At 66.5% G+C, this 25327-nt stretch carries 24 protein-coding genes; 11 read left to right on the top strand and 13 right to left on the bottom strand.

What is annotated here, in order from left to right; translation table 11 throughout:
• The 4 genes from H0523_RS27355 to H0523_RS27340 form a co-directional block, all read left to right on the top strand.
• The coding region (locus tag H0523_RS27355; protein ID WP_180180210.1) for a dihydrolipoyllysine-residue acetyltransferase at positions 1-971 on the top strand (971 nt) is incomplete at its 5' end.
• 12 nt (positions 972-983) lie between these two features.
• Positions 984-2753 (top strand): dihydrolipoyl dehydrogenase, encoded by a 1770-nt coding sequence (gene lpdA / locus H0523_RS27350; protein WP_054431996.1) that lies wholly within the window; start codon positions 984-986, stop codon positions 2751-2753.
• A gap of 184 nt (positions 2754-2937) precedes the next feature.
• Entirely contained in the window at positions 2938-3711 is a 774-nt protein-coding gene (locus tag H0523_RS27345; RefSeq protein ID WP_054431995.1) for an SDR family oxidoreductase, read from the top strand.
• A gap of 133 nt (positions 3712-3844) precedes the next feature.
• Positions 3845-4753, top strand: a complete 909-nt coding sequence (locus H0523_RS27340; protein WP_054431994.1) for a LysR family transcriptional regulator — start codon at positions 3845-3847, stop codon at positions 4751-4753.
• Between the two features lie 63 nt (positions 4754-4816).
• Here H0523_RS27340 and H0523_RS27335 read toward each other — a convergent pair whose 3' ends face one another.
• The 8 genes from H0523_RS27335 to rfbG form a co-directional block, all read right to left on the bottom strand.
• Positions 4817-5011, bottom strand: a complete 195-nt coding sequence (locus H0523_RS27335) for a putative motility protein (RefSeq protein WP_054431993.1) — start codon at positions 5009-5011, stop codon at positions 4817-4819.
• A gap of 109 nt (positions 5012-5120) precedes the next feature.
• Positions 5121-5999, bottom strand: coding sequence for a hypothetical protein (locus H0523_RS27330; RefSeq protein ID WP_054431992.1), 879 nt, complete (start codon positions 5997-5999; stop codon positions 5121-5123).
• A gap of 120 nt (positions 6000-6119) precedes the next feature.
• Entirely contained in the window at positions 6120-6620 is a 501-nt protein-coding gene (locus H0523_RS27325) for an acyltransferase (RefSeq protein ID WP_054431991.1), read from the bottom strand.
• A gap of 19 nt (positions 6621-6639) precedes the next feature.
• Complete coding sequence (locus tag H0523_RS27320; protein WP_054431990.1) at positions 6640-7395, bottom strand: cephalosporin hydroxylase family protein; 756 nt, start codon at positions 7393-7395, stop codon at positions 6640-6642.
• Positions 7396-8220: an NAD-dependent epimerase/dehydratase family protein gene (locus tag H0523_RS27315; protein WP_054431989.1), complete on the bottom strand. Its 825-nt coding sequence runs from the start codon at positions 8218-8220 to the stop codon at positions 7396-7398.
• Positions 8217-9461: a class I SAM-dependent methyltransferase gene (locus tag H0523_RS27310; protein ID WP_054431988.1), complete on the bottom strand. Its 1245-nt coding sequence runs from the start codon at positions 9459-9461 to the stop codon at positions 8217-8219. The genes H0523_RS27315 and H0523_RS27310 overlap by 4 nt, the downstream gene beginning before the upstream one ends.
• Positions 9458-10015: a dTDP-4-dehydrorhamnose 3,5-epimerase gene (gene rfbC / locus H0523_RS27305; RefSeq protein WP_054431987.1), complete on the bottom strand. Its 558-nt coding sequence runs from the start codon at positions 10013-10015 to the stop codon at positions 9458-9460. The genes H0523_RS27310 and rfbC overlap by 4 nt, the downstream gene beginning before the upstream one ends.
• A complete protein-coding gene (gene rfbG / locus H0523_RS27300; protein ID WP_054431986.1) occupies positions 10012-11082 on the bottom strand; it encodes a CDP-glucose 4,6-dehydratase in 1071 nt (356 codons plus the stop codon). The genes rfbC and rfbG overlap by 4 nt, the downstream gene beginning before the upstream one ends.
• Before the next feature lie 254 nt (positions 11083-11336).
• Here rfbG and H0523_RS27295 point away from each other — a divergent pair, with 254 nt between their 5' ends.
• Entirely contained in the window at positions 11337-12086 is a 750-nt protein-coding gene (locus tag H0523_RS27295; protein WP_054431985.1) for a class I SAM-dependent methyltransferase, read from the top strand.
• A gap of 78 nt (positions 12087-12164) precedes the next feature.
• On the opposite strand, the gene rfbF is transcribed toward H0523_RS27295, so the two are convergent.
• From rfbF to H0523_RS27270, 5 genes are all read right to left on the bottom strand, one after another.
• Positions 12165-12935 (bottom strand): glucose-1-phosphate cytidylyltransferase, encoded by a 771-nt coding sequence (gene rfbF / locus H0523_RS27290; RefSeq protein WP_054431984.1) that lies wholly within the window; start codon positions 12933-12935, stop codon positions 12165-12167.
• On the bottom strand, positions 12932-16333 hold the full coding sequence (locus tag H0523_RS27285; protein WP_054431983.1) for a bifunctional class I SAM-dependent methyltransferase/glycosyltransferase: 3402 nt from the start codon (positions 16331-16333) through the stop codon (positions 12932-12934). Before H0523_RS27285 ends, rfbF begins: the two co-directional genes overlap by 4 nt.
• 246 nt (positions 16334-16579) lie before the next feature.
• Positions 16580-18259 (bottom strand): flagellin N-terminal helical domain-containing protein, encoded by a 1680-nt coding sequence (locus H0523_RS27280; protein ID WP_054431982.1) that lies wholly within the window; start codon positions 18257-18259, stop codon positions 16580-16582.
• Between the two features lie 279 nt (positions 18260-18538).
• The gene (locus tag H0523_RS27275) at positions 18539-20143 is read right to left on the bottom strand and encodes a methyltransferase regulatory domain-containing protein (RefSeq protein WP_054460763.1); all 1605 of its coding nucleotides are present in this window, start codon (positions 20141-20143) and stop codon (positions 18539-18541) included.
• A 194-nt stretch (positions 20144-20337) separates the two neighbouring features.
• Entirely contained in the window at positions 20338-21093 is a 756-nt protein-coding gene (locus H0523_RS27270; RefSeq protein ID WP_035360284.1) for an RNA polymerase sigma factor FliA, read from the bottom strand.
• Between the two features lie 430 nt (positions 21094-21523).
• Between H0523_RS27270 and flhD the strand changes: the two genes are divergently transcribed.
• From flhD to H0523_RS27240, 6 genes are all read left to right on the top strand, one after another.
• Positions 21524-21847: a flagellar transcriptional regulator FlhD gene (gene flhD / locus H0523_RS27265; RefSeq protein ID WP_006219025.1), complete on the top strand. Its 324-nt coding sequence runs from the start codon at positions 21524-21526 to the stop codon at positions 21845-21847.
• A 31-nt stretch (positions 21848-21878) separates the two neighbouring features.
• On the top strand, positions 21879-22460 hold the full coding sequence (flhC, locus tag H0523_RS27260; RefSeq protein ID WP_006394423.1) for a flagellar transcriptional regulator FlhC: 582 nt from the start codon (positions 21879-21881) through the stop codon (positions 22458-22460).
• 117 nt (positions 22461-22577) lie between these two features.
• Positions 22578-23447 carry a flagellar motor stator protein MotA gene (gene motA / locus H0523_RS27255; RefSeq protein WP_006387509.1) on the top strand — a complete coding sequence of 290 codons (870 nt, stop codon included), beginning with the start codon at positions 22578-22580 and terminating at the stop codon, positions 23445-23447.
• An 11-nt stretch (positions 23448-23458) separates the two neighbouring features.
• Positions 23459-24448, top strand: coding sequence for a flagellar motor protein MotB (motB, locus tag H0523_RS27250; protein WP_049074404.1), 990 nt, complete (start codon positions 23459-23461; stop codon positions 24446-24448).
• Between the two features lie 2 nt (positions 24449-24450).
• Entirely contained in the window at positions 24451-24831 is a 381-nt protein-coding gene (locus H0523_RS27245; RefSeq protein ID WP_006387511.1) for a response regulator, read from the top strand.
• 29 nt (positions 24832-24860) lie between these two features.
• Positions 24861-25327, top strand: a 467-nt coding sequence (locus tag H0523_RS27240; protein ID WP_180180209.1) for an Hpt domain-containing protein, incomplete at its 3' end; no start/stop codon positions are given.

The following is a 25327-nucleotide window of genomic DNA, read 5'->3' as shown; positions in this document are numbered from 1 at the left end:
CGTCGCGTCCGGCCCCGGCCGCCGCGCTGGAAGACGCCAACCTCAAGCCCGGCCAGCTGCCGCACGCTTCGCCGTCGGTGCGCAAGTTCGCCCGCGAACTGGGCGTGAACCTGAGCAAGGTCAAGGGCTCGGGTCCGAAGGACCGCATCACCGCCGATGACGTGCGCGGTTTCGTCAAGCAGGCGCTGGCCGCCGGCCCCGTGGCCGCCGCCGCGGGCGGCTCGGCCGATGGCGCCGCGCTGGGCCTGTTGCCGTGGCCCAAGGTCGACTTCACCAAGTTCGGCCCGGTCGAAGCCAAGCCGCTGTCGCGCATCAAGAAGATCTCCGGCGCGAACCTGCACCGCAACTGGGTCATGATCCCGCACGTCACCAACAACGACGAAGCGGACATCACCGACCTGGAAGCGCTGCGCGTCACGCTGAACAAGGAAAACGAGAAGTCGGGCATCAAGGTCACGATGCTGGCCTTCCTGATCAAGGCCGTGGTCGCGGCCCTGAAGAAGTTCCCCGAGTTCAACGCCTCGCTGGACGGCGACAACCTGGTGCTCAAGCAGTACTACCACATCGGCTTCGCCGCCGACACGCCCAACGGGCTGGTGGTGCCGGTGATCCGCGATGCCGACAAGAAGGGCATCCTGCAGATCGCCCAGGAAATGACCGACCTGTCCAAGAAGGCGCGCGACGGCAAGATCTCGCCGGCCGACATGCAGGGCGGCTGCTTCTCGATCTCGTCGCTGGGCGGCATCGGCGGCACCTCGTTCACGCCCATCATCAATGCGCCCGAAGTGGCCATCCTGGGCGTGTCGCGTTCGTCGCACAAGCCGGTCTGGGACGGCAAGCAGTTCGTGCCGCGCCTGATCGTGCCGCTGTCGCTGTCCTATGACCACCGTGTCATCGACGGCGCCGCCGCTGCCCGCTTCAACGCCTATCTGGGCGCCTTGCTGGCCGACTTCCGCCGCATCGCGCTGTAAACGGGGAGCCCTATGAGCAATACCGTTCAAATCAAAGTGCCGGACATCGGTGACTTCAAGGAAGTCGAAGTCATCGAGGTGCTGGTCGCCGTGGGCGACACGATCAAGGCCGAGCAGAGCCTGATTACCGTCGAGTCCGACAAGGCCTCGATGGAAATTCCCGCCTCGCAGGGCGGGGTGGTGAAGTCGATCGCGGTCAAGGTCGGCGACAAGGTCGCCGAAGGCGCCGTGGTGCTCGAGGTGGAAGCGGCCGACGCCGCCGCCGCCCCGGCCGCCAAGGCAGCGCCCAAGGCCGCCGCGCCGAAGGCCGAGGCCCCCAAGGCCGCTGCCGCCCCGGCCCCCGCCGCCGCGACCTTCAAGGGTTCGGCCGACGCCGAATACGACATGCTGGTGCTGGGCGCGGGCCCCGGCGGCTATTCGGCCGCCTTCCGCGCCGCCGACCTCGGCCTGTCCGTGGTGCTGGTCGAACGCTACGCCACGCTGGGCGGCGTCTGCCTGAACGTGGGCTGCATCCCGTCCAAGGCGCTGCTGCACAACGCCGCCATCATCGACGAGGCGCGCGAGCTGGCCGCCCACGGCATCAGCTTCGGCGAGCCCAAGATCGACCTGGACAAGCTGCGCGGCTACAAGGACAGCGTGGTCGCCAAGCTGACCGGCGGCCTGGCCGGCATGGCCCGCGCGCGCAAGGTCACGGTGGTGACGGGCGTGGGCGAATTCGCCGATGCCAACCACCTGGCGGTCAAGGGCGCCGACGGCAAGTCGCAGACCCTGCGCTTCAAGCAGGCCATCATCGCCGCCGGCAGCCAGTCGGTGAAGCTGCCGTTCCTGCCGCAGGACGAGCGCATCGTCGATTCCACCGGCGCCTTGCTGCTGCGTGAAATCCCCAAGAAGATGCTGATCATCGGCGGCGGCATCATCGGCCTGGAAATGGGCACGGTGTACTCCACGCTGGGCGCGCGCCTGGACGTGGTGGAAATGCTGGACGGCCTGATGCAGGGCGCCGACCGCGACCTGGTCAAGGTCTGGCAGAAGAAGAACGCCGGCCGCTTCGACAACATCATGCTCAAGACCAAGACGGTCGGCGCGGAAGCCAGGAAAGACGGCATCTACGTCACCTTCGAGGGCGAGGGCGCGCCGAAGGAACCGCAGCGCTACGACCTGGTGCTCCAGGCCGTGGGCCGCAGCCCCAACGGCAAGAAGATCGGCGCCGACAAGGCGGGCGTGGCCGTGACCGACCGCGGCTTCATCGAGGTCGATCGCCAGATGCGCACCAACGTGCCGCACATCTTCGCCATCGGCGACATCGTCGGCCAGCCGATGCTGGCGCACAAGGCGGTGCATGAAGGCCACGTGGCGGCCGAAGCCGCCGCCGGCCAGAAGTCGTTCTTCGACGCCCGCGTGATCCCGTCGGTGGCCTACACCGATCCGGAAGTGGCGTGGGTCGGCCTGACCGAGGACGAAGCCAAGAAGCAGGGCATCAAGGTCGAGAAGGGCGTGTTCCCGTGGGCCGCTTCCGGCCGCGCCATCGCCAACGGCCGCGACGAAGGCTTCACCAAGCTGCTGTTCGACGCCGAGTCGCACCGCATCCTGGGCGGCGGCATCGTCGGCACCCATGCCGGCGACCTGATCAGCGAAGTGGCGCTGGCCGTGGAAATGGGCGCGGACGTCATCGACATCGCCAAGACCATCCACCCGCACCCGACGCTGGGTGAATCGGTGGGCATGGCGGCCGAAGTGGCCGAAGGCGTGTGCACCGACCTGCCGCCGATGAAGAAGAAGTAAATCGCCCTGGCTGGCCGGATCTTCGCATCCGGACGCAGGCACCGCAGCCCGAAGCGCCTCCCGGCCTTCGGGCTGTTTTTCATTGGAACGATTTCCTGGATGATCCATCCGGCCGCGCCCGGCTGATCCCGGCCCGCTGCCTGCCTAGAATCGAATCTCCATCGACACATGCGGGAGATTTTCCATGGCAGACCATTCCATCAAGGGCAAAGTCGCACTGATCGCCGGCGGCGCCAAGAACCTGGGCGGCCTGATCGCCCGCGACCTGGCGAAGCAGGGCGCCAAGGCGGTCGCCATCCACTACAACAGCGCGGCCTCCAAGGCCGACGCCGACGCCACGGTGGCCGCGATCCAGGCCGCCGGCGCCAAGGGCGTGGCATTCCAGGCCGACCTGACCACGGCCGGCGCCATCGAGAAACTGTTCGCCGACGCGGTGGCGGCGGTGGGGCGGCCCGACATCGCCATCAACACCGTCGGCAAGGTACTGAAGAAGCCGCTGACCGAGATCAGCGAAGCCGAGTACGACGAAATGAGCGCGGTCAACGCCAAGACGGCGTTCTTCTTTCTCAAGGAGGCCGGCCGCCACGTCAACGACAACGGCAAGGTCTGCACCCTGGTGACCTCGCTGCTGGGCGCGTTCACGCCGTTCTACGCCGCCTATGCCGGCTCCAAGGCGCCGGTCGAGCACTATACCCGGGCCGCCGCCAAGGAGTTCGGCGCGCGCGGCATCTCGGTGACGGCGGTGGGGCCGGGCCCGATGGACACGCCGTTCTTCTATCCGGCCGAAGGCGCCGATGCCGTCGCGTATCACAAGACCGCCGCCGCGCTGTCGCCGTTCTCCAGGACCGGCCTGACCGACATCGAGGACGTGGTGCCGTTCATCCGCCACCTGGTCAGCGATGGCTGGTGGATCACCGGGCAGACCATCCTGATCAACGGCGGCTACACCACCAAGTGAACGTCGCGCCCCGCCATGCCGCCGTCATCGCGGCGTGCGGGGCGGCGCTCCCTGGCGTCCGCCTTGCCTGTCGGACCGGCTATGCTGTCACGGGCGGCGCCGTGCCGCCGGCGGTGGCGCAGACCGGGAAAGCATGGATAGATTCGAACAGTATCGCGTCTTCGCGCAGGTGGCGGAGATGGGCAGCTTCATCAAGGCCGCCAACGCGCTGGAGCTGCCGCGTGCCTCCGTCTCGGCCGCCGTCCAGCAGCTCGAGGCCCAGCTGGGCGCGCGGCTGCTGCACCGGACCACGCGCCAGGTGCGCCTGACGGCCGATGGCGCCCAGTTGCTGGAACGGGTGCGGCCCTTGCTGGCCGAGGTCGAAGACATTGACCACCTGTTCCAGCAGAGCCAGCGCCAGGTGTCCGGACGGCTCAACGTCGACGTGCCCAGCCGCATTGCGCGCCGCCTGGTGGCGCCCGCCTTGCCGGGCCTGTTGCGGCGCCATCCCCGGCTGCAACTGGCGTTGGGTTCGAGCGACCGCGCCATCGATCTGATCCAGGAAGGCGTCGATTGCGCGGTGCGCATCGGCGCGCTGCATGACAGCAGCCTCGTGTCGCGGCCATTGGGCAGCATCGCCCTGATCAACTGCGCCAGCCCCGCTTACCTGCGCGAGCGGGGCGTGCCGAGGGCGCCGGACGCGCTGCCGGCGGAGCACTGGATGGTGGGCTACGCCTCGCCGACCACGGGCCGCGAACTGCCCTGGGAGGTGGCGGACGGCGACGGCGGCCGCCAGGCCATCACGGTGCCCAGCCGGGTGGTGGTCAACAATGCTGAAAGCTACATCGCCTGCTGCCTGGCGGGCCTGGGGCTGATCCAGATTCCGCGCTTCGACGTGCGGGACCTGCTGGATGCCGGCGAACTGGTGGAAGTCATGCCGGGGCATCGCGCCGCGCCCATGCCCGTGACGCTGCTCTACCCGCACCGGCGACAGCGTTCGCGCCGGCTGGCGATCTTTCTGGAATGGTTCGAGGAATTGATGCGCGGGCACCTGGAGGCCTGACGGCCTCGGGCGAAGACGGGAAAAAGCGGAAGGGAGAGGGCGCGGCCGCGCGCGCCGGGGCGGTTACGCCTGGGTATTGATGCGGGTGCCGATCTTGCCGTCGATGGCGACCACCGGCAGCGATTGCATCAGCGTGGCGACGGTGTCGGCCTGGGCGTTGATGGCTTTCTTGGTGACGCGGGCCTGGACTTCCTGCATCAGCTGCGCGTCGCGCATGGCCAGGCCGGTGTTCACGGTGTTGCTGATGGAAAGATCCATGGCGGATGTCCTGTGGAAGACTGTCCGGGCCGAAGCCCGAGGTTCAGCGATTATCGCAAAGTTTGCGGCATCGCGGCAGAATTTTCCGGCGTCGGCGTCGGCGTCGGCGTCAGGGCTGTGGCGGGCATTCCTTGACCGCGCCCCAGCCCCGGTTGGGGCCGCAATATTGCTTGCGCGCGGCCCAGGCGCAATCGGGGCGGTCGAAAAAGCCCAGGGAGGCGCAACGCGCCAGCTCGGTTTTCAGGCTGTCGAGCCAGGCGAGTGGATTCTCGGCGGGAATCTCGGTGATCCGCAGCGTCGGCTTGGGCGCGCCGGGCGCGGCTGCCGGCGCGGGGTCGCGGGCCGCGGCCGGCATGGCATTGCCGCCAGCGGCGCTGGCGGGGCGCGCGGCCGGACTGTCGGCGGGGGCCGCCGGCGCGGTCGTTTCCAGGGCGTCCTCCTGGGGCGCGCTGTGCGGCGCCTGTTCCGGGGAGGGCGGCGGTTCGGTGTCCTTGGGGGGCGTGGCGGCGCCGTCGCCGCTGTTCCGGTCGGTCGGGGCGGCGGGGCTCGCCGGCTCCTGGCCGGCGCCCTGCGGGGCGTCCAGCGGCACCCGCACCGGCCCGGCGGCGTTCACCCCGGTGCGCGCGGCGTTGGGCGTGCTCCAGGACACCACCAGCAACACCAGCGCGCCGTAGATCGCCAGCGTATAGAGGACGGTCAGGGTGGCGTAGCCCACGCGCTTGCCGGTGATCGGGGTGGCGTCCTCGCGGCCGATCAGGCTGCGCCAGCCCACCAGGGCGGCGCCGGGCGCGCTGATCAGCGCCCAGCCCACCCGCTTGAACAGGCCGGGCCGCGGGATCGAGGCCTGCACTTGCGCCGCCAGCAGTTCGCGCAGGGCGCGGTTCTCGTCGCGCAAGCGCTGGGTGTGCGCATCCACCGGCGCCTGGTCGTCTGGATCCGTGGTGCCGTCATGCCGCGTAGCGAGTGGATCGGGAGGCGTGGTGGTCATGTTACGAAAAATATAGATACAAAAGCGTACGAACGCAATTATGACCGCCTGCCTGGCCGGGCAAAAAAGGAATAAGCCGGCAAAAAGCCGGCTTCCAACCAATCATGTCGTGGGGGGCGCTCAGTCGCCGGTCTCTTCGCGCCAGCCGAGTACCGCCATGGGGTTGCCGCCCTGTATCGAGAAAGCGGCGATTTCTCCGCGCACGATGCTGCCGGCGGCAATGACGCAGCCTTCGCGCAGGATGGCGCCGTCCAGCAGCACGCAGTTGGCGCCGATCCAGACGTCGTCCTCGATGACGATGCCGCCCTTGCTGGGGCGGAACCCCTGTTGCCGGATCGGCAGGTCGCGGCGGCGGAACTCGTGGTTGGCGGGGGCGAAGGTGCAATTGGCCGCGACCGCCACGCGCGCGCCCATCCGGATGCCGTTGCCGGTATAGAGCACGCAGCCGGAATTGATGACACAGTCCGGGCCGATGATGACGTCCCCGGCGCCGCCGGCGGGCTTGATCTTGACGAAGGAATCCACCACGGCGCCGGGGCCGATCACGATCCGCGTGCCGCGGGTGGAATCCTCGATGTCGGCCAGCGGCGATACGCGGGCGCTCGGATCGATCTCGATCATGATGCCGCCTGTGGCGCGGTCAGGCCTTGCGGCGCAGGAAGCCGTCGGGCGCCGAGGTCACCAGCAGCCGATCCTCGACCGAGCGGTCGATCTCGAATTCCGGGTGGCTCTTGATCCATTCCCAGACGGCGGTCTTGGGGTTGTTGCCCTTGCCCCAATGGCGGCCCGGCCATTCGTAGTCGGCCGGCATGTCCTCGACGAAGGTGTCGAACACCACGCAGTAGCTGCCCACGCTGACCAGGTCGGCATAGGCGTTCAGCTCGGCCAGCACGTGGTCATGCGTGTGGTTCGAATCCAGGCACACCATGATGTTCTTCTTGCCCTCGGCATGCGCGCGGACCTGGGCGATGGTGGCCGGGTCGATGCTGGAGCCTTCGATCAGGTGGATGCGGCCGGCCAGCGGGTGGGCCTCGATGGCGCGGCGGTTGTGCTCGCGGATCTCGATGTCCACGCCCACCACTTCGCCGGCGCCCAGCAGCTGCAGCATCGAGGCCGACAGCATCAGCGAGCCGCCATGGGCGATGCCGGTCTCGATGATCAGGTCCGGCTTGACCGCCCAGATCAGTTCCTGCATGGCCATGGCGTCCATGGGCAGCTGGATAAGCGGCCGGCCGGCCCACGAGAAGTTGTTCATGTACTTGCGCTCCAGCGCCATCTGGCGCCAGGCGATCGACAGTTCGCGGAACTCCTGGTCGGTCGCGAACGAGCCGATGCGGGCGGCCTTTTCCTGGCGGTATTCGGGATGCGCGTCGGGCGTGGTTTCGAGGTAGGACATTCAGATTCCTTTGCGTTGGCGGTACTGCGCCAGAAAATGCGGGAAATAGTCGGCGAACGCGCGCGGCGCGAGGCCGAAGCGGGTGCGCATGCGTTGGGTGTCGATATCGGCGAAGGCCCAGGGCTGCGCGTCGGCCGCTTCGGTGACGCGGTAGCCCAGGGCGGCTTCCAGGCACTCGGCGATGGCGCGGTTGTCCACGCCCTGGCCGTGAGCCACGTTGAAAATACCGGTGGCGTCCGATTGCGCCAGGGCCAGGATCTGGGTCACGGCGTCGTCGATGTACAGGTAATCCTTGCGCGAGGACAGCGTGGTGTGCAGCGTGATCCGGCCGTCGCGCGCGCCTTCCTCGAGCAGCTGGTCGATGAAACTGTCGGGCGCGTCGCGCAGGCCCACGATATTGGACAGGCGCGCCACCCGGGCCCGCGGATGGCCGCCGTGCAGGCACAGGGATTCGCCCATCAGCTTGGACAGGTTGTAGAGATCGCTGGCGTGGTTCGGATTGACCGTCAGCGCGGCCTGCTCGCGGGTGTCGCTGGCGCCGGCATACACGCGGGTGCTGGACAGATAGGTCAGGCTGTCGAAGTGGCCGGCGGCGATCAGGCGCCGCAGCAGGCAGACGTGGGCTTCCACCGTGTCCAGCGGCCGGCTGCGGAAGTCCGAGGTCAGGCCGATGGCGTAGATCACGTGGCCCAGGGGGCGGTCGAACAGGCCGGCATCATCGCGCGCCGGCGCCTCGCAGGCGATGCCGTCGGCGCGCAGGCGCGCCAGCAGGTGGCGGCCGATGAAGCCCGTTGCCCCCAGGACGGTGACCGGCGCGGTGTTCATGCGTCGTGGCCGCCGTCGATCGCCAGGCCGGGCACGGCCGTGACCAGCTTGGCGTGCCAGCCCTCGCGCGCGTAGGCCAGCTGTTGCGAGACTTCCGTCTTCAGGTTCCAGGGCAGCACCACGATGTACTCGGGCTGGTCCTGCCGCAGGACTTCCTCGGCGACGATGGGGATATGGCTGCCCGGCAGGTACTTGCCCTGCTTGGCCGGGTTCAGGTCCACCACGTAGGGCAGCAGGTCCGGCCGCACGCCGGCGAAGTTCAGCAGCGTGTTGCCCTTGGCGGCGGCGCCATAGGCGGCCACCCGCTTGCCGTTGCGGCGCAGCTCCACCAGCAGCGCCAGCAGGTCGTTCTTGATGCGCTCGGCCTGCTGCTGGAAGCGCTCGTAGAAGGCCGCGCCGGTCATGCCGGCCTGTTGCTCCTCGTCCAGCGTGCGCGCCACCTCCGCCGTCACCTCGTGCTTGCCGGTGTCGAGCCGCTGGGCATACACGCGCAGGCTGCCGCCGTGGGTGGGCAGGTGCTCGACGTCGAACACCGCCAGGCCGTTGGCGCGGAAGATGCGCGCGACCGCGGTCAGCGACAGGTAGGAATAGTGTTCGTGATAGGCCGTGTCGAACTGGTTCTCGCGCACCATGCGCAGCAGGTGCGGGAATTCGAAGGTGGCCACGCCCTGGGGCTTGAGCAGCGCGGCGAAGCCCGAGACGAAATCGTTGATGTCCGGCACGTGCGCCAGCACGTTGTTGGCGGCGACCAGGTCGGCCGCGCGGCCGGTGCTGGCCAGTTCGTCGCCCAGTTCGACGCCAAAGAAGCGCTGCACGATGTCGATACCGCGTTCGCGCGCGGCCTGCGCCGTGCTGGCGGTGGGTTCGACGCCATAGCAGGGAATGCCGGCGGCCTTGACGTACTGCAGCAGGTAGCCGTCATTGGCGGCGATCTCGCACACCATGCTCTGCGGGCCCAGGCCGAAGCGGCTGGCCATGGCGTCGACGTAGCGGCGCGAATGCGCCAGCCAGGACGACGAGAACGAGCTGAAGTAGGCGTAGTCGTCGGTGAACAGGGCCTCGCGGCCGGCGTGGTCCTCGGTCTGGACCAGCCAGCACGATTCGCACACCAGCAGGCGCAGCGGAAACCAGGTTTCCGGGCCGCGCAGCGCGTCGGCGCTCAGGTAGGCATTGGACGGCGGCGCGTGGCCCAGGTCGAGAAAGGGCAGGCTCAGTTCGGCCTGGCAGTGGCGGCACTTCACAGTGCGACTCCCGGGAAAGCGGCATCCAGGCGCGGATGATTCAGGTCGCGCTCGGACACCAGGGTAGGGGGCAGGGGCCAGGCAATGCCCAGGCGGGCATCCTGGAAATGCAGGCCGGCCTCGGCCTGCGGGGCGTAGGCCGCGGAATGGCAATACAGCATCTCGACGTCGTCGCCGAGCGTCTGGAAGCCATGGGCGAAGCCCTGCGGGATCAGCAGCGCGCAGCCGTTGTCGGCGGACAGGCGTTCGGCGTGCCATTGCAGGAAGGTGGGCGAGCCGCGGCGCAGATCCACCGCCACGTCCCAGACTTCGCCGCGAATGCAACTGACCAGCTTCATCTCGGCATGCGGCGGCAACTGGTAGTGCATGCCGCGCACCGTGCCGGCCTGGGCGGTATGGGTATGGTTGACCTGCGCGATGGCGCCGTCCCAGCCGGCGGCCCGCAGGGCCTCGGCATCGAACAGGCGCGCCAGGAAGCCGCGCGCGTCGCCGCGCGGGTGGCGCCGCACGCGCTTCAGGCCGGCCAGCGGCGTGTCGTGGATCTCCAGGCTCATCGCGGCCCCGCGTAGCGGTCGATGTCGGCCTGGCACAGCGCCAGCGCGTCCTCGCCCGCGTCGAAGCGGCGGTACCAGTCCATGCTGCGCGTCACCGCCGTGGCCAGCGGCCAGCGCGGCGCCACGCCAAGCACGGCGCGGGCCTTCGAGGTATCCAGCGTCAGCAGGCCGGCTTCGTGCGGTCCCTGCGAGTGCTCGGCATAGACCGTGCGGCCGCGGCCATAGGTGGCCTGCGCCAGGTCGATGACCGTGCGCACCGGCGCGGCCTCGGCGGCATCCGGTCCGAAGTTGTAGGCGTCGGCCAGCGCCGGATCCCGCCATAGCGTCTCCGCCAGGGTCAGGTAGCCGGCCAGCGGTTCGAGCACGTGTTGCCAGGGCCGCACCGACTGGGGCCGGCGCACGTGCAGCTCGCCGCCATCGCGCCAGGCGCGCACGGCGTCGGGCAGCAGGCGGTCGACCGACCAGTCGCCGCCGCCGATCACATTGCCGGCGCGCGCGCTGGCGACCGCCAGGCCTTGTTGTTTCAGGAAGGCGTCGCGGTACGAGGCGATGACCAGTTCGCTGGCCGCCTTGCTGGCGCTATAGGGATCGTGGCCGCCCAGCGTGTCGTGCTCGCGGTACGGGTAGGGCCATTCGTTGTTGCGGTAGACCTTGTCGGTGGTGACCATGACGGCCACCTTGGCGTCCGGCGCCGATCGCAGCGCGTCCAGCAGGTGCGCGGTGCCCATCACGTTGGTGGCGAACGTGTCCACCGGTTCGGCGTAGCTGGGCCGCACCAGCGCCTGGGCGGCCAGGTGCAGCACGATTTCGGGTCGCGCCTCCAGGACCTGTTGTCGCAGGGCGGCGGCATCGCGGATGTCGCAGTGCCGGCCGTCGATCAGGCTGTCGATGCGCGCGGCCTGGTGGAGCGCCGGAGTCGTTTCGGCCGGAAGGGAGATGCCCGTGACGCGTGCGCCCAGCCGGTGCAGCCACAGCGCCAACCAGCCGCCTTTGAAACCTGTGTGACCGGTCAGCAAAACGCGCTTGTCGCGCCAGAAAGTGGGAGAGGGCAAGGGGGACCCGGTCATGAGTACTTAAGTGGGAATCAGGTGCGAGCGATGGTGTGGATGGGATTTCTAGGGACGTTCTCCGCGACACTGCCCATTCTAGTGACATGGGTGCGCGGCAATAGGGGGATCAGTCGAGAAATCGGCCCCTAGTTTTTCGTCCAAGTGCGAGGTGCTTTCTGTAACATCAGTACCAAGGCAACCCAGCGCAAAACCATCCAATTTTCCGGATGATTGAGCGATCACATTCAATATTCGTTTTGAGCGTATCCGACATGAGCAAGAATCACCTGAAGACAGTGTTTTTCGGGCTGCAGGACCCCAATATGTTTTATGAAGGCATCCAGACGGCCCTGAATGGAATTGGGGCGGTGTCCGGGGCCTACGCCGGGGACAATCTCTTTACGTATCATCGTAATCTGGGCTTTCTGGAAGACGACGCTCTGATGACGGCATTTGGCAACCACGCCAGCACCTCGATCGAACAGGCGGTGCTGTGGCGGATTTCCGTCGTCCTGTGGGGTGTGCGCAATGGCCTGCGCCTGGAAGGCGATTTCGTCGAGTGTGCTTGTTACAAGGGCACGACGGCGCGGATCGTTTGCGATGCGGTCGATTTTTCGTCCCATCCCGATCGCCACTACTATCTTTACGATCTGTTCGATCACGATCCGTCCCAGCCGCATCACGCCATGCCCGAACACAGCAAGCAACTGTTCAGCTGGGTGACGCAGCGTTTTGCCGATCTGCCCAACGTCACCGTCAGCCAGGGCAAGGTTCCGGAAGTCCTGCACGATGTCGCGCCCGAGAAGATCGCCTTCATGCATCTGGACCTGAATAATGCCGACGCGGAAATCGGCGCGCTGGAAATACTGTTCGATCGCATGGTTCCCGGTGCGGTCCTGATCCTGGACGACTATGGTTGGTTGGCGTATCGCGCCCAGAAGGACGCCGAAGATCCCTGGTTTGCCAAGCGTGGGTATCGGGTATTGGAACTGCCCACCGGGCAGGGCCTGGTGATCAAATGAAAAGCGGGCGTTTCGAGTGACGCCGCGCCGCCCGCAAGGGCGCGCGCGGTGGTGGCAGGGACGTCGGGCCGTCCCTGCTTACCAGACTTTCCATGGCGCCTTGCCCGTGTTCCACAACGACTCGAGCAGGTTCTTCTCGCGCAGCGTGTCCATCGGCTGCCAGAAGCCCAGGTGTTCATAGGCGTGCAACTGGCCGTCGCGGCTCAGGGCTTCGAGCGGCGCCGCTTCCCAGCTGGTGTCGTCGCTCTCGATCAGCGACAGGACGCTGGGCGACAGCACGAAGAAGCCGCCATTGATCAAACCGCCGTCGCCGCGCGGCTTCTCGGTGAAGCCGGTGACCCGGTCGCCTTCGCGCCGCAGCGCGCCATAGCGGCCGGGGGGCTGCACCGCGGTGACCGTCGCCTGGCCGCCATGACGGCGGTGGAACGCGATCAGGGCGCTGATGTCGATGTCCGCCACGCCGTCGCCGTAGGTGAAGCAGAACGCCTCTTCTTCCTTGACGTAGTCGGCCACGCGCTTGAGGCGGCCGCCGGTCATGGTGTTCTCGCCGGTGTCGACCAGCGTCACGCGCCATGGTTCGGCCTTGCGCTGGTGGACTTCCATGCGGTTGTCGGCCATGTCGAAGGTGACGTCGGACATGTGCAGGAAGTAGTTGGCGAAATACTCCTTGATCATGTAGCCCTTGTAGCCGCAGCAGATCACGAACTCGTTCACGCCGTGGGCGGAGTAGGTCTTCATGATGTGCCACAGGATCGGGCGGCCGCCGATCTCGATCATCGGCTTGGGGCGCGTATGCGTTTCTTCGGAAATCCGGGTGCCCAGGCCACCGGCCAGGATGATTGCTTTCATGCTTGGTTCTCGCACCAATTCGTGAACATGCCGCGCAGGGCGGCTTCGAACTTGCGGGCGAATGCCGGCTCGTCCATGAGGGGGCTTGCGCCCATCTGGTCGCGCAGCGTGCCGCGCAGGGCCTGCAACGCCGGGATGTCGCTGGCCAGCGCCACCACCTTGTCGACGTAGGCCGCCTCGTTGTCGGCGATCCATTCCGGATGGCCGACACTCTGAAGCACCGAGGCGCCGATGCGGCCGACGCTGGGACGGTCGGCCAGCGTCACGTAGGGCACGCCCATGTAGAGCGTCTCGACCAGCGTCACGCCGGAATTGTGGGGGAAGCAGTCCAGGCCGATGTCCATGCCGCGCAGCACGTCCCAGGCCGGGCTGGTGCAGCCGATCTCCAGGCGCTGGCGCTCGATGCCGTGAGCCTCGAAGCGGCGGATCAACTGCTCGCACATCGGGCCGTCGCGGTAGCTGGTGCTGTTGACCACCAGGTGCGCCCGCGGCAGGCGGCGCAGGATCTCGGACCAGACCTTGACCGTGCGGTCGTTCATGCGGATCGCGCGGGTCAGCGTGCCCAGGGTCACGTAACCATTCTTCAGGGCCGGCAACGGGCCGGGGTCGCCCATGCCGCCGCCGGGCCGATAGATGAAATTGCCTTGCGGCAGGCGCCAGGGCTTTTCCGAGAACAGGTGTTCGTAGCCCTCGGGCAGCATGACGCCGTCGGTCATGATGTAGTCGATCGCCGACAGCCCGGTGGTGTAGCCGAAGCCCAGCCAGGTCAGCGAGACCGGCGCCGGCTTGCGCGCGAACGCGCCCAGGCGGTTGCCGGCGGTATGGCCGGCGACGTCGATGAGGATGTCGATGCCGTCGGCGCGGATGCGTTCGGCCAGTTGCACGTCGGTCAGCGCCGCCGTGGGCACCCAGTGGTCGAAATAGGCCTTCAGGCGTGGCGTGGTGGCGTCCTCGGCCACCAGCTCCGCGTAGGCGGTCAGCTCGAAGCGCTCGCGGTCATGGTGGGCGAACACCGGCTCGATGAAGTAGTTGCCGGAATGCTGGCGGAAGTCGGGCGAGACATAACCGACCTTCAGCTTGCGCGCCGGATCCCGCTTGTTGGCGTGCGGCTTCCAGGTCGAACGCAGCGGCACGCACAGGTCGGTGTCGTAGTCGCGGTAGGCCTGGAACACCTCTTCGGCCGTGCGATCGTCCGAATAGTTCATGGCGAACAACAGGTTGTTGCGGGCCACGGGAGCAGTCGGATAGTGCGTCAGGGTCCGGCGGGTCATCAGCTCGGCCTGCGTTACCTCGCCCGAGTCGATGTAGATCTTGCTCAGGTTGATGAGCGCCTTGCGGTGGGTCGGATCGAGGGCCAGCGCGGTCTGATTGCAGGCCTCGGCTTCCTTGTAGCGGCGCTCGGCGGCCAGCGCGTCGGCCAGGGCCGAATGGGTTTCGGCGCTGCGCGGATCCAGTTCGATCGCGCGGCGGGCCACGCCGATCGCCTCGGAGGTGCGCCCCAGCTGGGTCAGGACGGCGGCGAGCACGATGTGGCTCTGCGGGTCGGCCGGCGCCAAGTCCAGCATGGTCAGCGCCGGCAGCAGGGCCTGCGGGCTGCGGAAGGTGCTGAACAAGGCGACGGTCAGGACTTCCCAGGCATCCCAGAACCGCGGCGACAGCTTGGTCAGCTGGCGCGCCACGGGTTCCGCCTCGAGGTAGGCCTTCTGCACCATCAGTTCGTGCATGCGCTTGACGGGGGCCGCGATGCTGGCGGGCGGGTTCGACTGGTGTCCGCTGGCCTGCAGCACCCGGGAATTCAGGCTCTGGCAGGCCCGCGCGCTGGCGTACATGCCCGCCAGCGGCATATAGGCTTCCCCCGCGGCCTCGAGCGTGCGGCGCAGCAGGTCCGCCCAGGCCTTGGGGCCGCCTTGGGTCAAGGCATAACGCTTGAGCAGCGCCAGGGTCTCCGCCACGTCCGCGGGTTGGGGGGCGGGCGTGAGGTCGGCTGCGGCGCTGGGCAGGCGGCCCGCCGCCAGGTTGGCCACGACCGCGGCCTGCTCGGGCGGCGGCAGGTAGTTGACGGCCTCGTGCCAGAGATTGAAGCGGGGCAGCGCGGGTTCGCCGTCCGCCACCGCTTCGCTCATGAACGGCAGCAGGTGGAAGGTGTCGCCGCCCTCGGTGTCATAGGGACCGCGGTCGAGGCAGTAGTGCGCCAGATCGTGCTCGAGCAGCGTCTGCAGGACGCGCTGCAGGATCCTGGTCCCGGCATCGTTGTCGATCTGGTTGCGGTACAGCAGGACCGCCAGCAGGGTGCTGTAGGGCAGCGAGCCGGGCCAGGCATGCGCCAACGTGTCCACCACCGTCACCACGTCGGCGTCGTGCGTGACCAAGGCGCGGCCCAGGTGATTCACATAGGTGGCGCCTTGTTCCTGGCCATTGGCGGCCAGCCGGATCGGGCCGGACGCGAAACGCAGGTCGCGCAGCCGCGCCAGGTCCGGACGCTGGACCTCGGCGGCCCGTTCGTCACGCAGCCAGAGGCACTGGCGGAACGCGCGCCCGGTGGCGAAGTCGAGGTATTGCTGGCGCACCGTAACCGGCTGTCCCATGGCCAGCAGGCTGTGGTTGAGCGACACTCCCTGGCCGAACGACAGCGGCAATTCGCTCAGCGGCTGTGCATCACCCAGATAGGCGAGCCCCGCCTGGGCGGCCACGCCGGCCAGTTCGACGAAATAGCTGGGGTTGCAGGACAGCGGATTGGCGCCGGCCGCCGTGTCGCTAAGGGCGCGGGCGAATTGCTCCGCCGCGGCCGCCAGGGTCGAGGCGTGCGGGTTGGACGCCGCCAGGCCGTCCTTGAACAGGGACAGCGCCGCCGTGGCGCTCTGGCGCAGTTCGGCGTCGTTCTGCGCGGCGTGGCCGTGCAGCATGATGGCGTCGCGCACCACTTCCAGCGACTTGGCGCCCGGATAGACGTGGCTGTCCAGGTACAGGATGCCCTGCGGCGACAGCAACTGTCCGCAGGCCTGCAGCAATGCCTGCTGCGCCGGCGCCGGCAGGTAACTATAGAGGCCGGTGACGATCACGTAGTCGAACTGGCCCAGCTGGGTGCCGATGTCGGCGGCTTCTCCCACGTACAGCCGCAGGTTGGCCGCGCCCAGCCGCTGGGCGGCCGCCGTGCCCTGGGCCACCAGGGCCTCGGATGCGTCGATGCCGACCGCCTGGGCCTGCGGATGGGCCAGGGCGAAGGGCAGCAGGCCGGCGCCGTCGCCGCAGCCGATCGCCAGCACGCGGGCATGTTCCAGGGGGACGCTGTCGACCCCGTACAGATGGGCGGTCGCGCGCAACCGGGCGGGGGAGTGGCTGGGAGCCAGGCGTCCGGGGTCGGCGGCGGCTTGTCGTTGGGTATGGGCCGGATAAGACATGTGGCGTGCGAAGGAGGGGCGAGCCTCGGGAGACTATTGCGCTCATTCTATGGACGCCGGCCCGCGCCCATTCAGCGAATCAGCGTGCCAATTCCCCGCCAGTTTGGATGAAACCGCTCGAAGCCAGCGGGAATGAAAAAACCCGCCGGGAGGCGGGTTCGAGGGGCCGGCCATGGCGCGAAGGGCCGTGGCCGGCTGGCCGGGGGGAAGCCGGAGCTTCCCCCGTCCGTACTGCTTTGCCGTGAATTAACGCAGCAGCGACAGAACGGTTTGCGGCACTTGGTTGGCTTGCGCCAGAACCGAGGTGCCAGCCTGTTGCAGGATCTGGGCCTTCGACATGTTCGACACTTCCGTGGCGTAGTCGGCGTCCTGGATGCGCGAACGGGCGTTCGACAGGTTGTTAACCACGTTGTTCAGGTTGGCGATGGTCGATTCCAGACGGTTCTGCACGGCACCCAGTTCACCGGTCAGCTTGTCCAGCTTGGTGAAGGCGGCGTCCAGCGTCTTCAGCGGATCGGTGGTCAGCGTGCCCTTGCTGGTCGTGTCCGTGGTCAGCTTGCCCGAGGCGCTGACGTAGGCGGTGGAGCCAACCTTGGGAGCGTAGTCGCCTGCGCCCGTGCCGCTCTTGACCGTGGCCTTGCCCGTGTTGGGGTCGACGGTGTAGACGGTGGTGTAGTTCTTGGTGGTCGTGAACGCGCCCTTGTCGTCGACGTACGTGTCGGACGAGGTGCCGTTGGCCAGCGTGACCGTGGCGCTGGTGATGCCTTGACCCAGCTGGATCGTCGAGTTGGCGGCAGCCTTGACGTTGGCCAGCAGCGCATCGGAAGCGATGGTGTTGGTGAACGTCAGTTGGTTGGCCGTACCCGTGTTGGAGTACGTCTTGCCATTGATGGAGACCGACGACGAACCGGCGGTGCCGGTGTTGTTCGACGCAGCCGTCATGACGGAGTCGAGCGTGGCGGCGGTGGCGCTGGCGCTGTTGGTCGTCAGGTTGCCGGCGGCGTCCAGGTAGGCGGCTTGACCGCCGACGGTGACCTTGCCCGTGGCGTCGACTTCGAACGAGGTCGAAGCGGAGCCGTTGCTGTGGGTGTAGGTGGCGGTCGTGGTGCCGGTGGCCGGGCGCAGCGAGTTGGCCAGCGAGGTGACGGTGGCGGCGTTCGAGGCCGACTTGTCGGTGAACGTGAAGTTCTTGTTGGCGGCGTCGTAGCTGTAGACGGTAGCGGCGGTGCCGGTACCGATGGTGACCTTGTTGCCGCCTTCCAGCTTGGCGAACACTTGGTCAGCGGTGGCGCTGGCGTGGTTCGTGGTCACGGTCCAGTCGTTGCCGGTGGCGGAACCGCCAGCGGCTTGCAGGTCGGACACGGTGGCGGTGCGGTTTTGCGTCACGCCGGTGCCGTTCACGTTGAAGCCGTCCAGACCCAGCGTCTTGACGCTGATTTCCGACAGGTTCAGGGTGATGGTTTCGCCGTCGTTGGCGCCGACTTGCAGCGTCAGGGGCTTGGCGTTGGCCGACAGAACCTTCACGCCGTTGAAGTCGGTTTGTTGCGAGATGCGGTCGATGTCCGACAGACGCTGGTTGATTTCGTCTTGCATCGAGTTCAGCTGCTCTTGCGAGTAGCTGCCGTTGCCGGCTTGCACCGACAGTTCGCGAACGCGCTGCAGGTGGGTGTTGATTTCGGAGGCGGCGCCTTCCGTCGTCTGGGCCAGCGAGATACCGTCGTTGGCGTTACGAGCGGCTTGGGTCAGACCCTTCACGTTGGCGGTGAAGCGGTTGGCAATGGCCATACCGGCGGCGTCGTCTTTGGCGCTGTTGATGCGCAGGCCCGACGACAGGCGTTCGATGGCGGTACCCAGGGAAGATTGCGACTTGTTCAGGTTGTTCTGAGCAACCAGCGACAAGTAGTTGGTGTTAATGACTGCAGCCATGTTTAGGCTCCCAAGAGAGAAAGGCTTCTTCAAACCGGGCAGCGGGGCCGCCCATCGTTGTAACGGGAAGAATTCGATTTCTTGCGTCTTCGAATTTCTCCGTTGCAAGGATTACGGCAGTCGCAAATCAATCTTTAGGGCTTTTTTTTGGTATTCGCAAAATGTTGTTGGATACCACTTACAGACTGGTCTTACGGTCTGGCCGGGCGGCCGGACGGGTGAGGAAGCACCATATACAGACTTGTCCGACGGCCGGAGCACGGCCGCCGGACGGGCCTGTCAGTGCAGCAGCAGGCCGGCGCGGCGCAGGGCGGCCAGCAGGCTGTTGACGATTTCCTGGGCCACCGGATCCAGGTTGCGGGCGCCCTTGTAGGATTTGCCGTCCGGGTGCGGATGGCGTCCCGCGGTCAGCGCGTCGCGCGCCAGGGTGCGCAGTTCGGCGCTGCTGTGCTCGCCGTCGATGTGGCGCATCAGATATTGGTGCAGGGCGTCGGTGGGCGCCGTGACCGGGTGATGCCAGAGGTTGTGCATGCCGACCTGGGAATTCGGTTTTGTTACTTCTTGTAGTAATTGCAGGGCGCCGGGGATCAGGCGCGGCTTGGCCTGCGCGGGTTGGTAGGCGGCCGGTTCCAGGCGGTAGTGGAGGGCGCTGGCCTGCACCAGCGTCACCAAGTGGCCGATCATCGCGTTGGCCAGGGTGTCGGCCGCCGCGTCGGCCGCGTGTCCGCGCTGGGTTTCGAGCAGCGCGGCGAACGGCAGCGATCGCGGCCAGGCCTGGGCCAGCGTTTCCATCAACGCGATCATGCCCGGATCCTGGGTGGTGATGGCGGTCCCGGCGGCGGTGCGGAACTGGCGTTGCCCGGCCGGGGCGCCCGCCGCGCCGGGCAGCGGCGTCAGGTCGGCGGCGAAATGCATGGCGACAAAGGCGCCGCCCTCGGGTTGGTCGAGAATGTCGCCGGCGCGCTCGGCATGCACCAGCAGGCTCTTGCGGAACGAGCGGCCGATGGCGAAATCGAGGTATTGCTCGCGCATTTCCCGGCCGGCGTTGACCGACAGCCCGTTCAGGCCCAGCGCCACGGTGCCGCCGAACGTGGAGGGGAACGTCAATTGCGGTTCGGCATCTGTCACGTAGGCCAGGCCGGCTTGTTGCGCCGCGGCGGCGAATTCCAGGAAATAGCAGGGCGTGTTGATCGCCTCCAGGTATTCGTGCAGCAGATAGTGATCGGTCTGTCCGCGCAGCTTGCGGGCGGCTTCCTGCAGCGCCGAGCGCAGCGGGTTGCTCTGCCACAGGCCGCCCTCGATCAGTTCCAGCATGGCCTTGGCGCGAACCAGCTTGTCCTGCGGCGTTTCCGCGCCGAAGCTGTTCAGGATCATGGCGTCGCGGATCACGTCGGACGCCTTCCAGCCCGGATAGGTGTTGTAGCTGACGTAGGCGATGCCTTGCGGCGCCAGGTTTTCGCGGCAGATGCGCAGGATCGCGTCACGCACCTCCGGCGGCACCCAGCTGAACACGCCGTGGCAGATGATGTAGTCGAAAGTGCCGAAGTCGGCGGTGATGTCCGTCAGGCTCATGGCCCGCAGGTCGAGATTACGCGCGCCCGCCGCTTCCGCGATCAGCCGGCCCGCGTCAATCTGCTGCGGCGACAGGTCGATGCCGACGACGCGGGCCTCGGGGTAGGCCAGCGCGAATGGCAACAGGTTGCCGCCGGCGGCGCAGCCCAGTTCCAGCACCCGGGCCTGCTCCAGCGCCGGCGCCGGCAACTGGTACAGGTGCGCGACCGCGCGCAGGTTGCCGGGCGAGGTGTAGGAAAAGGGCAGGGAAATGTACGGGGTTTCGTCGTAGGCGTCGGAAATGGCCTGCGTCAGGACGTCGGGTGCGCTCATGGCGAAATTCCAGGGATCGCGGTGCGCGGCCGGCGGCGGATCGCCGCGCGCACCATTATTGGTGTCAGCGTGGAAGGCTAACAAGGGCGCCGGGGGCGTAATGGCATGAACAACGTCCGATTTTCCCGGAATTCCGGACGCAAGGCGCGCCGCCTGGGCGTCGGACGGGGCATCCGGTCCGGCGGTTGTGCCCGTCAGATGATCTGCGCGATCTGCCCTTCCTGGGGCAGATGCTGCCAGGCCTGTTCGCGCAGCTTGGCGCGGATGCGCGCGGTGGCCTGCGAGCGCAACTGGCAGACGCGGGCCTCGGTCACGTTCATGATCGCGCCGATTTCCTTCAGGTTCAGGCCCTGTTCGTAGCACAGCGACAACAGCAGTTTCTCGCGGTCGGGCAGGGTGTCGATGGCCAGGATCAGCGCCTGGCGGAAATCGCCGGCCAGCAGCGAGTCCAGCGGGTTGCCGCCGGCGGTGCCGTGATTCAGCGTGGCGGTCCAGTCGGTCTGGCCCGACGCGGCGTCGGGCTCGGTGGCGAAGTCTTCGTAGTGGACGATCTGCACGCCCTGGGCGTCGTGTAACAGCGTCTGATATTCGGCCAGCGGCATTTCCATCTGCTGCGCGATCTCGGCCTCGGAGGGCGCGCGCATCAGGCGCTGCTCGAGCTGCTGGATGGCCTGTTCGATCTTGCGGGCCTTGGCGCGCACGCTGCGCGGCAGCCAGTCCTGGCCCCGCAGCTCGTCGAGCATGGCGCCGCGGATGCGGGTGGTGGCGTAGGTCTCGAACTGGGCGTCGGCGGTTTCCTGGTAGCGGCGCACGGCATCCAAGAGGCCGATCATGCCGGCTTGGATCAGGTCGTCGAGCTCAACGCTGGCCGGCAGCCGGGCGAGCAATTGCAGGGCCAGCTTCCGCACTAGCGGGGCATATTCGACCAAGCTGTCATCTGCGTGGGGCATTGCGGGAGTGTCAGGCGGTGTCCATCGTGACGCATTGTCGGTTGTTGTCAATTTGCGACATTGTCGACAAACGCGCGGCTACGCTAAAGCTAGCAATATTTTGTGATCGGCAAGGTGTCATTGTCGGCAAAAGTCGGTATTTCATTCCTTAAAGCACGCAACGTTTTGAATGCTTATTTGCCAAATTGACGTACATTTGCCAGGACTTTCTATGTCAAGGTGTATCTAAAGTCTCTAGTTGCGCGATATCAACAAAGATTTGTCATATAAGTCATAGAAAATGACATGACCTGTGGTAAATTTTACTTAAATTGCGAACAAATGATACATTTCGCATTAAAACAGGATGCAGCGGATACTGTGCAACAAACGTTGCCATTGTCCTTGGTTATCAAGCCCCTTCGGTGGGATAGGGAATAGGGAGTCGGGCGTGCAACAAGTCGAAAATTCTTTGCTGGCAGATATCCGTGAAGTGAATCTGTCCTACCTTCTTCTCGCACAGCGCATGCTGCGCGATGACTATGCTGCATCGATGTTCCGCCTGGGTTTCAGCAACGAGGTTGCCGATATCCTGATGCGTCTTTCTCCGGCTCAGCTGGTGAAGCTGGCCAGCTCCAGTTCGCTCCTGTGCCGTTTCCGTTTCGACGACTACAGCCTGCTGTCCGCACTGACCCATGATGTGCTGGGCGGCGCGCTGCAGCAAGCGCACGCGACGATCCTGCTGGCCAAGCAACCTGTTGAAGAACTGGCCTGACGGCCTGTCGATTCCCACTCGGACACGTGTAATGGCCACCAAGAGCGTTTCGCAGGAAGCGGATGACATCCTGCTAGCCAGCTCCATGATCACTCTGGGCGCGCGGCTGCAGGTGTTGGAGGCTGAAACCAGCCTCAGCCACGACCGCCTGGCACGTCTGTACCGCGAAATCCGCGGCTGCTCGCCACCGAAGGGCATGCTGCCTTTTTCGGTCGACTGGTTCATGACCTGGTTGCCGAATATCCATTCCTCGTTGTTCTACAACGTGTATTCGTTCCTGAATACGCGCACCAGCAGCAAGGGCATCCGCGCCATCATCGACGCGTACCGCCTCTATCTCGAGAACGCCGGCGTGGACAACGCCGAATCCGCCGAGCCCGTGCTGAGCTTCACCCGGGCCTGGATGCTGGTGCGGTTCTTCGACAGCGGCATGCTGCAGCTGTCCGCCTGCCGCCAGTGCGGCGGACATTTCATCGCGCACGCGCATGATCCGCAGTCGGATTTCGTGTGCGCGATCTGCCGTCCGCCACCCCGGGCCGGCAAGACCCGCGCCGCCGCCAAGGCGCGCGCGGGCAGCCGTCCCGCGCCAGCCGTAGACGCCGCCCGTTCCTGAGCGGCGCGTCCAAATACATCAAAAGCCCTGGAAAACTCCCCGTAACCCGCCTTTTTGGGTTGGGGGGAACAGGGGATCATTGACGCCGGTTTTAGACTTCGTTGGCAGGGGCCTGATGTGTTGATTGTTATCGGTTTTCTAGTGGTGATCGTGTCGGTCATCGGCAGCTTCGTAGCGCTGGGCGGCCACATGGGCGCGCTTTACCAGCCGTTCGAATTGACGTTGATCTTCGGCGCGGCCTTCGGCGCGTTCCTGGCCGGCAACAGCAAGAAGTCGCTGATGCTGGTCAAGAAGGCACTGCCGGACACGCTGAAAAGCTCGCGCTACGGCAAGGACGTCTACATGGAGCTCATGGCGCTCCTGTACGTGCTGCTGAACAAGGCGCGCCGCGAAGGCCTGATGGCCATCGAATCGCACATCGAGGATCCGGCCTCCAGTCCGATCTTCAGCGAGTATCCGCGCATCGCCAAAGACGAGAAGCTCATGGAGTTCATAACGGACTACCTGCGCATCATGATCAGCGGCAACATGAGCTCGTTCGAGATCGAAACGCTCATGGACGAGGAAATCGAGACCTACCGCCACGAGCGCGAAGTGCCCGCGAGCATGATCCGGCAGATGGCCGACGGCCTGCCCGCGTTCGGCATCGTGGCCGCGGTGCTGGGCGTGATCAAGGCGCTGGCCGCCGTGGACCAGCCGCCCGCCATCCTGGGCGACCTGATCTCCAAGGCCATGGTCGGCACCTTCCTGGGCATTTTGCTGGCCTACGGCTTTGTCGGTCCGCTGGCTTCGCGCATCGAGCGCCGCACGGACGAGGCCATGAAGGTGCTGGAATGCATCAAGACCACGCTGCTGGCCAGCATGAACGGCTACCCGCCGCAGCTGGCGGTCGAATTCGGCCGCAAGGTGCTGTATTCGTCGGTGCGTCCGACTTTCGGTGAGCTGGAAGAGCACGTCCGGCAGACCAAGTCCACCGCCAAGGCCTGACGGAGCGGGCCATGAGCACGGTAAACAACCACCGTGTGGTGATCCGCCGCAAGAAGGTCCACGGCGGCGGACACCACGGCGGCAGCTGGAAGATCGCCTACGCCGACTTCATCACGGCGATGATGGCGTTCTTCCTGGTGATGTGGCTGATCAGCATCGTGCCGCGCGAGGAACTCAAGGGCATCGCCGAATACTTCCGCATGCCCCTGCGCGTGGCGCTGACCGGTGGTCCCAGCAGCTCGGCCGAGACCAGCGCGGTCCCCGGCGGCGGCCGCGACCCCCTGCGCAGCGACGGCGACGAGCGCCGCGCCCAGGGCAACCGGGTCGAGGCCCAGCCGATGGGCGACGCCGAGCGGCGCGACCAGCACCGCCTGGAAAACCTCAAGAAGCGGCTGGAAAACGTCATCGAGAACAGCCCGGTGCTCAAAAGCTTCCGGCCCCAGTTGCTGATCGACCTGACCACCGAAGGCCTGCGGATCCAGATCATCGACAACCAGAACCGTCCCATGTTCGCGACCGGCCGCGCCGAAGTGCAGCCGTACATGCGCGACATCCTGCGGGAATTGGGGCCGGTTCTGAACGAGCTGCCCAACAAGGTCAGCATCTCGGGCCATACCGACGCGTCGCAGTACGCGCGCGGCGAGCGCGCCTACAGTAACTGGGAACTCTCGGCCGATCGTGCCAACGCCTCGCGCCAGGAGCTGGTGGCCGGCGGCATGAACGAAAGCAAGGTCATGCGCATCCAGGGGCTGTCTTCCAGCATGAGCCTCGTTAAAGATGATCCATATGCGGCCGTTAATAGACGTATCAGCCTAGTGGTGCTCAACCAGAGCACCCAGCGGCGCATCGAAAACGAGAACGCCGCGGCTGCGGACGTCAGCGCCAAGGATGCCCGCGAGGTTGGAACGGCCGTGGAGGCGGTGAACGCCGCCGCCCAGGCCACGACGGCAACCAAGCAGGGCGACGCGGCGGCAACGCCGCCCGCCGAAGGGGCTCGATAGCAATGGCGGCAACGATTCTGGTGGCGGACGATTCGGCGACGATGAGAATGATCGTCCAGGCGACGCTGACGGGCGCGGGATGGAAGGTATTGACGGCCGGCAACGGCCAGGAAGCGCTTGAGGTGGCGAAAAGCCATCCGGTGGACCTGGTGGTGAGCGACTGGAACATGCCCGTGATGGGAGGCCTGCAATTGATCCAGGGCCTGCGCGAACAGGAGCAATACCTGGACGTGCCGGTGCTGGTGCTGACCACCGAAGACGACGTGGACAGCAAGATGGCGGCTCGGGATCTGGGCGTGTGCGGTTGGCTGTCCAAGCCGGTCGATCCCGATGTGCTGGTGGAATTGGCGTCCGAATTGCTCGATGAGCAATCCGGCGCGTAGGCAAGTTCATTTATGAAGGCGTACGGGTCATGAGTTCTGGTTTGGACCTCAGTCAGTTTTACGAGACCTTTTTCGACGAGGCGGACGAACTGCTCGCGCAAATGGAGCAGTTGCTGCTCGAGCTCGACGTCGGCGCGCCCGACATCGAGCAGCTCAATGCCATTTTCCGCGCGGCCCACTCGATCAAGGGCGGCGCGGCGACGTTCGGCTGTTTCAACCAGCTGGCGGGCACCACCCACCTGCTTGAAAACCTTCTGGACGCGATCCGTCGCGGCGAAATGGCGCTGCGTACGGACATGATTGATATTTTCTTGGAAACGAAAGACGTGCTCAAAAGCCAACTGGATGCCTACCGGGCCTCCGAAGAGCCCGATGAAGCCGTGTTTGAACGCATCTGCGCGGTATTGAGGCAGCTCGCCCTGGAGCACAAGGATCCCGCGGCAGCCGCCGCGGCGCCGACGCCGGCTCCGGCCGCTGCGCCCGCGCCGGTCGCGCC

This window comes from Achromobacter insuavis (genome assembly GCF_902859645.1).
In the GTDB taxonomy this organism is placed as follows: domain Bacteria; phylum Pseudomonadota; class Gammaproteobacteria; order Burkholderiales; family Burkholderiaceae_B; genus Achromobacter; species Achromobacter insuavis.
This window is presented reverse-complemented; position numbering and strand designations above follow the sequence as displayed.

What these genes read in the sequence shown, in the direction of transcription:
- lpdA (WP_054431996.1), top strand. Translation starts at nt 984, where the DNA reads ATGAGCAATACCGTTCAAATCAAAGTGCCGGACATCGGTGACTTCAAG.
- H0523_RS27345 (WP_054431995.1), top strand. Translation starts at nt 2,938, where the DNA reads ATGGCAGACCATTCCATCAAGGGCAAAGTCGCACTGATCGCCGGCGGC.
- H0523_RS27340 (WP_054431994.1), top strand. Translation starts at nt 3,845, where the DNA reads ATGGATAGATTCGAACAGTATCGCGTCTTCGCGCAGGTGGCGGAGATG.
- H0523_RS27335 (WP_054431993.1), bottom strand. Translation starts at nt 5,011, where the DNA reads ATGGATCTTTCCATCAGCAACACCGTGAACACCGGCCTGGCCATGCGC.
- H0523_RS27330 (WP_054431992.1), bottom strand. Translation starts at nt 5,999, where the DNA reads ATGACCACCACGCCTCCCGATCCACTCGCTACGCGGCATGACGGCACC.
- H0523_RS27325 (WP_054431991.1), bottom strand. Translation starts at nt 6,620, where the DNA reads ATGATCGAGATCGATCCGAGCGCCCGCGTATCGCCGCTGGCCGACATC.
- H0523_RS27320 (WP_054431990.1), bottom strand. Translation starts at nt 7,395, where the DNA reads ATGTCCTACCTCGAAACCACGCCCGACGCGCATCCCGAATACCGCCAG.
- H0523_RS27315 (WP_054431989.1), bottom strand. Translation starts at nt 8,220, where the DNA reads ATGAACACCGCGCCGGTCACCGTCCTGGGGGCAACGGGCTTCATCGGC.
- rfbC (WP_054431987.1), bottom strand. Translation starts at nt 10,015, where the DNA reads ATGAGCCTGGAGATCCACGACACGCCGCTGGCCGGCCTGAAGCGCGTG.
- rfbG (WP_054431986.1), bottom strand. Translation starts at nt 11,082, where the DNA reads ATGACCGGGTCCCCCTTGCCCTCTCCCACTTTCTGGCGCGACAAGCGC.
- H0523_RS27295 (WP_054431985.1), top strand. Translation starts at nt 11,337, where the DNA reads ATGAGCAAGAATCACCTGAAGACAGTGTTTTTCGGGCTGCAGGACCCC.
- rfbF (WP_054431984.1), bottom strand. Translation starts at nt 12,935, where the DNA reads ATGAAAGCAATCATCCTGGCCGGTGGCCTGGGCACCCGGATTTCCGAA.
- H0523_RS27285 (WP_054431983.1), bottom strand. Translation starts at nt 16,333, where the DNA reads ATGTCTTATCCGGCCCATACCCAACGACAAGCCGCCGCCGACCCCGGA.
- H0523_RS27280 (WP_054431982.1), bottom strand. Translation starts at nt 18,259, where the DNA reads ATGGCTGCAGTCATTAACACCAACTACTTGTCGCTGGTTGCTCAGAAC.
- H0523_RS27275 (WP_054460763.1), bottom strand. Translation starts at nt 20,143, where the DNA reads ATGAGCGCACCCGACGTCCTGACGCAGGCCATTTCCGACGCCTACGAC.
- H0523_RS27270 (WP_035360284.1), bottom strand. Translation starts at nt 21,093, where the DNA reads ATGCCCCACGCAGATGACAGCTTGGTCGAATATGCCCCGCTAGTGCGG.
- flhC (WP_006394423.1), top strand. Translation starts at nt 21,879, where the DNA reads ATGGCCACCAAGAGCGTTTCGCAGGAAGCGGATGACATCCTGCTAGCC.
- motB (WP_049074404.1), top strand. Translation starts at nt 23,459, where the DNA reads ATGAGCACGGTAAACAACCACCGTGTGGTGATCCGCCGCAAGAAGGTC.
- H0523_RS27245 (WP_006387511.1), top strand. Translation starts at nt 24,451, where the DNA reads ATGGCGGCAACGATTCTGGTGGCGGACGATTCGGCGACGATGAGAATG.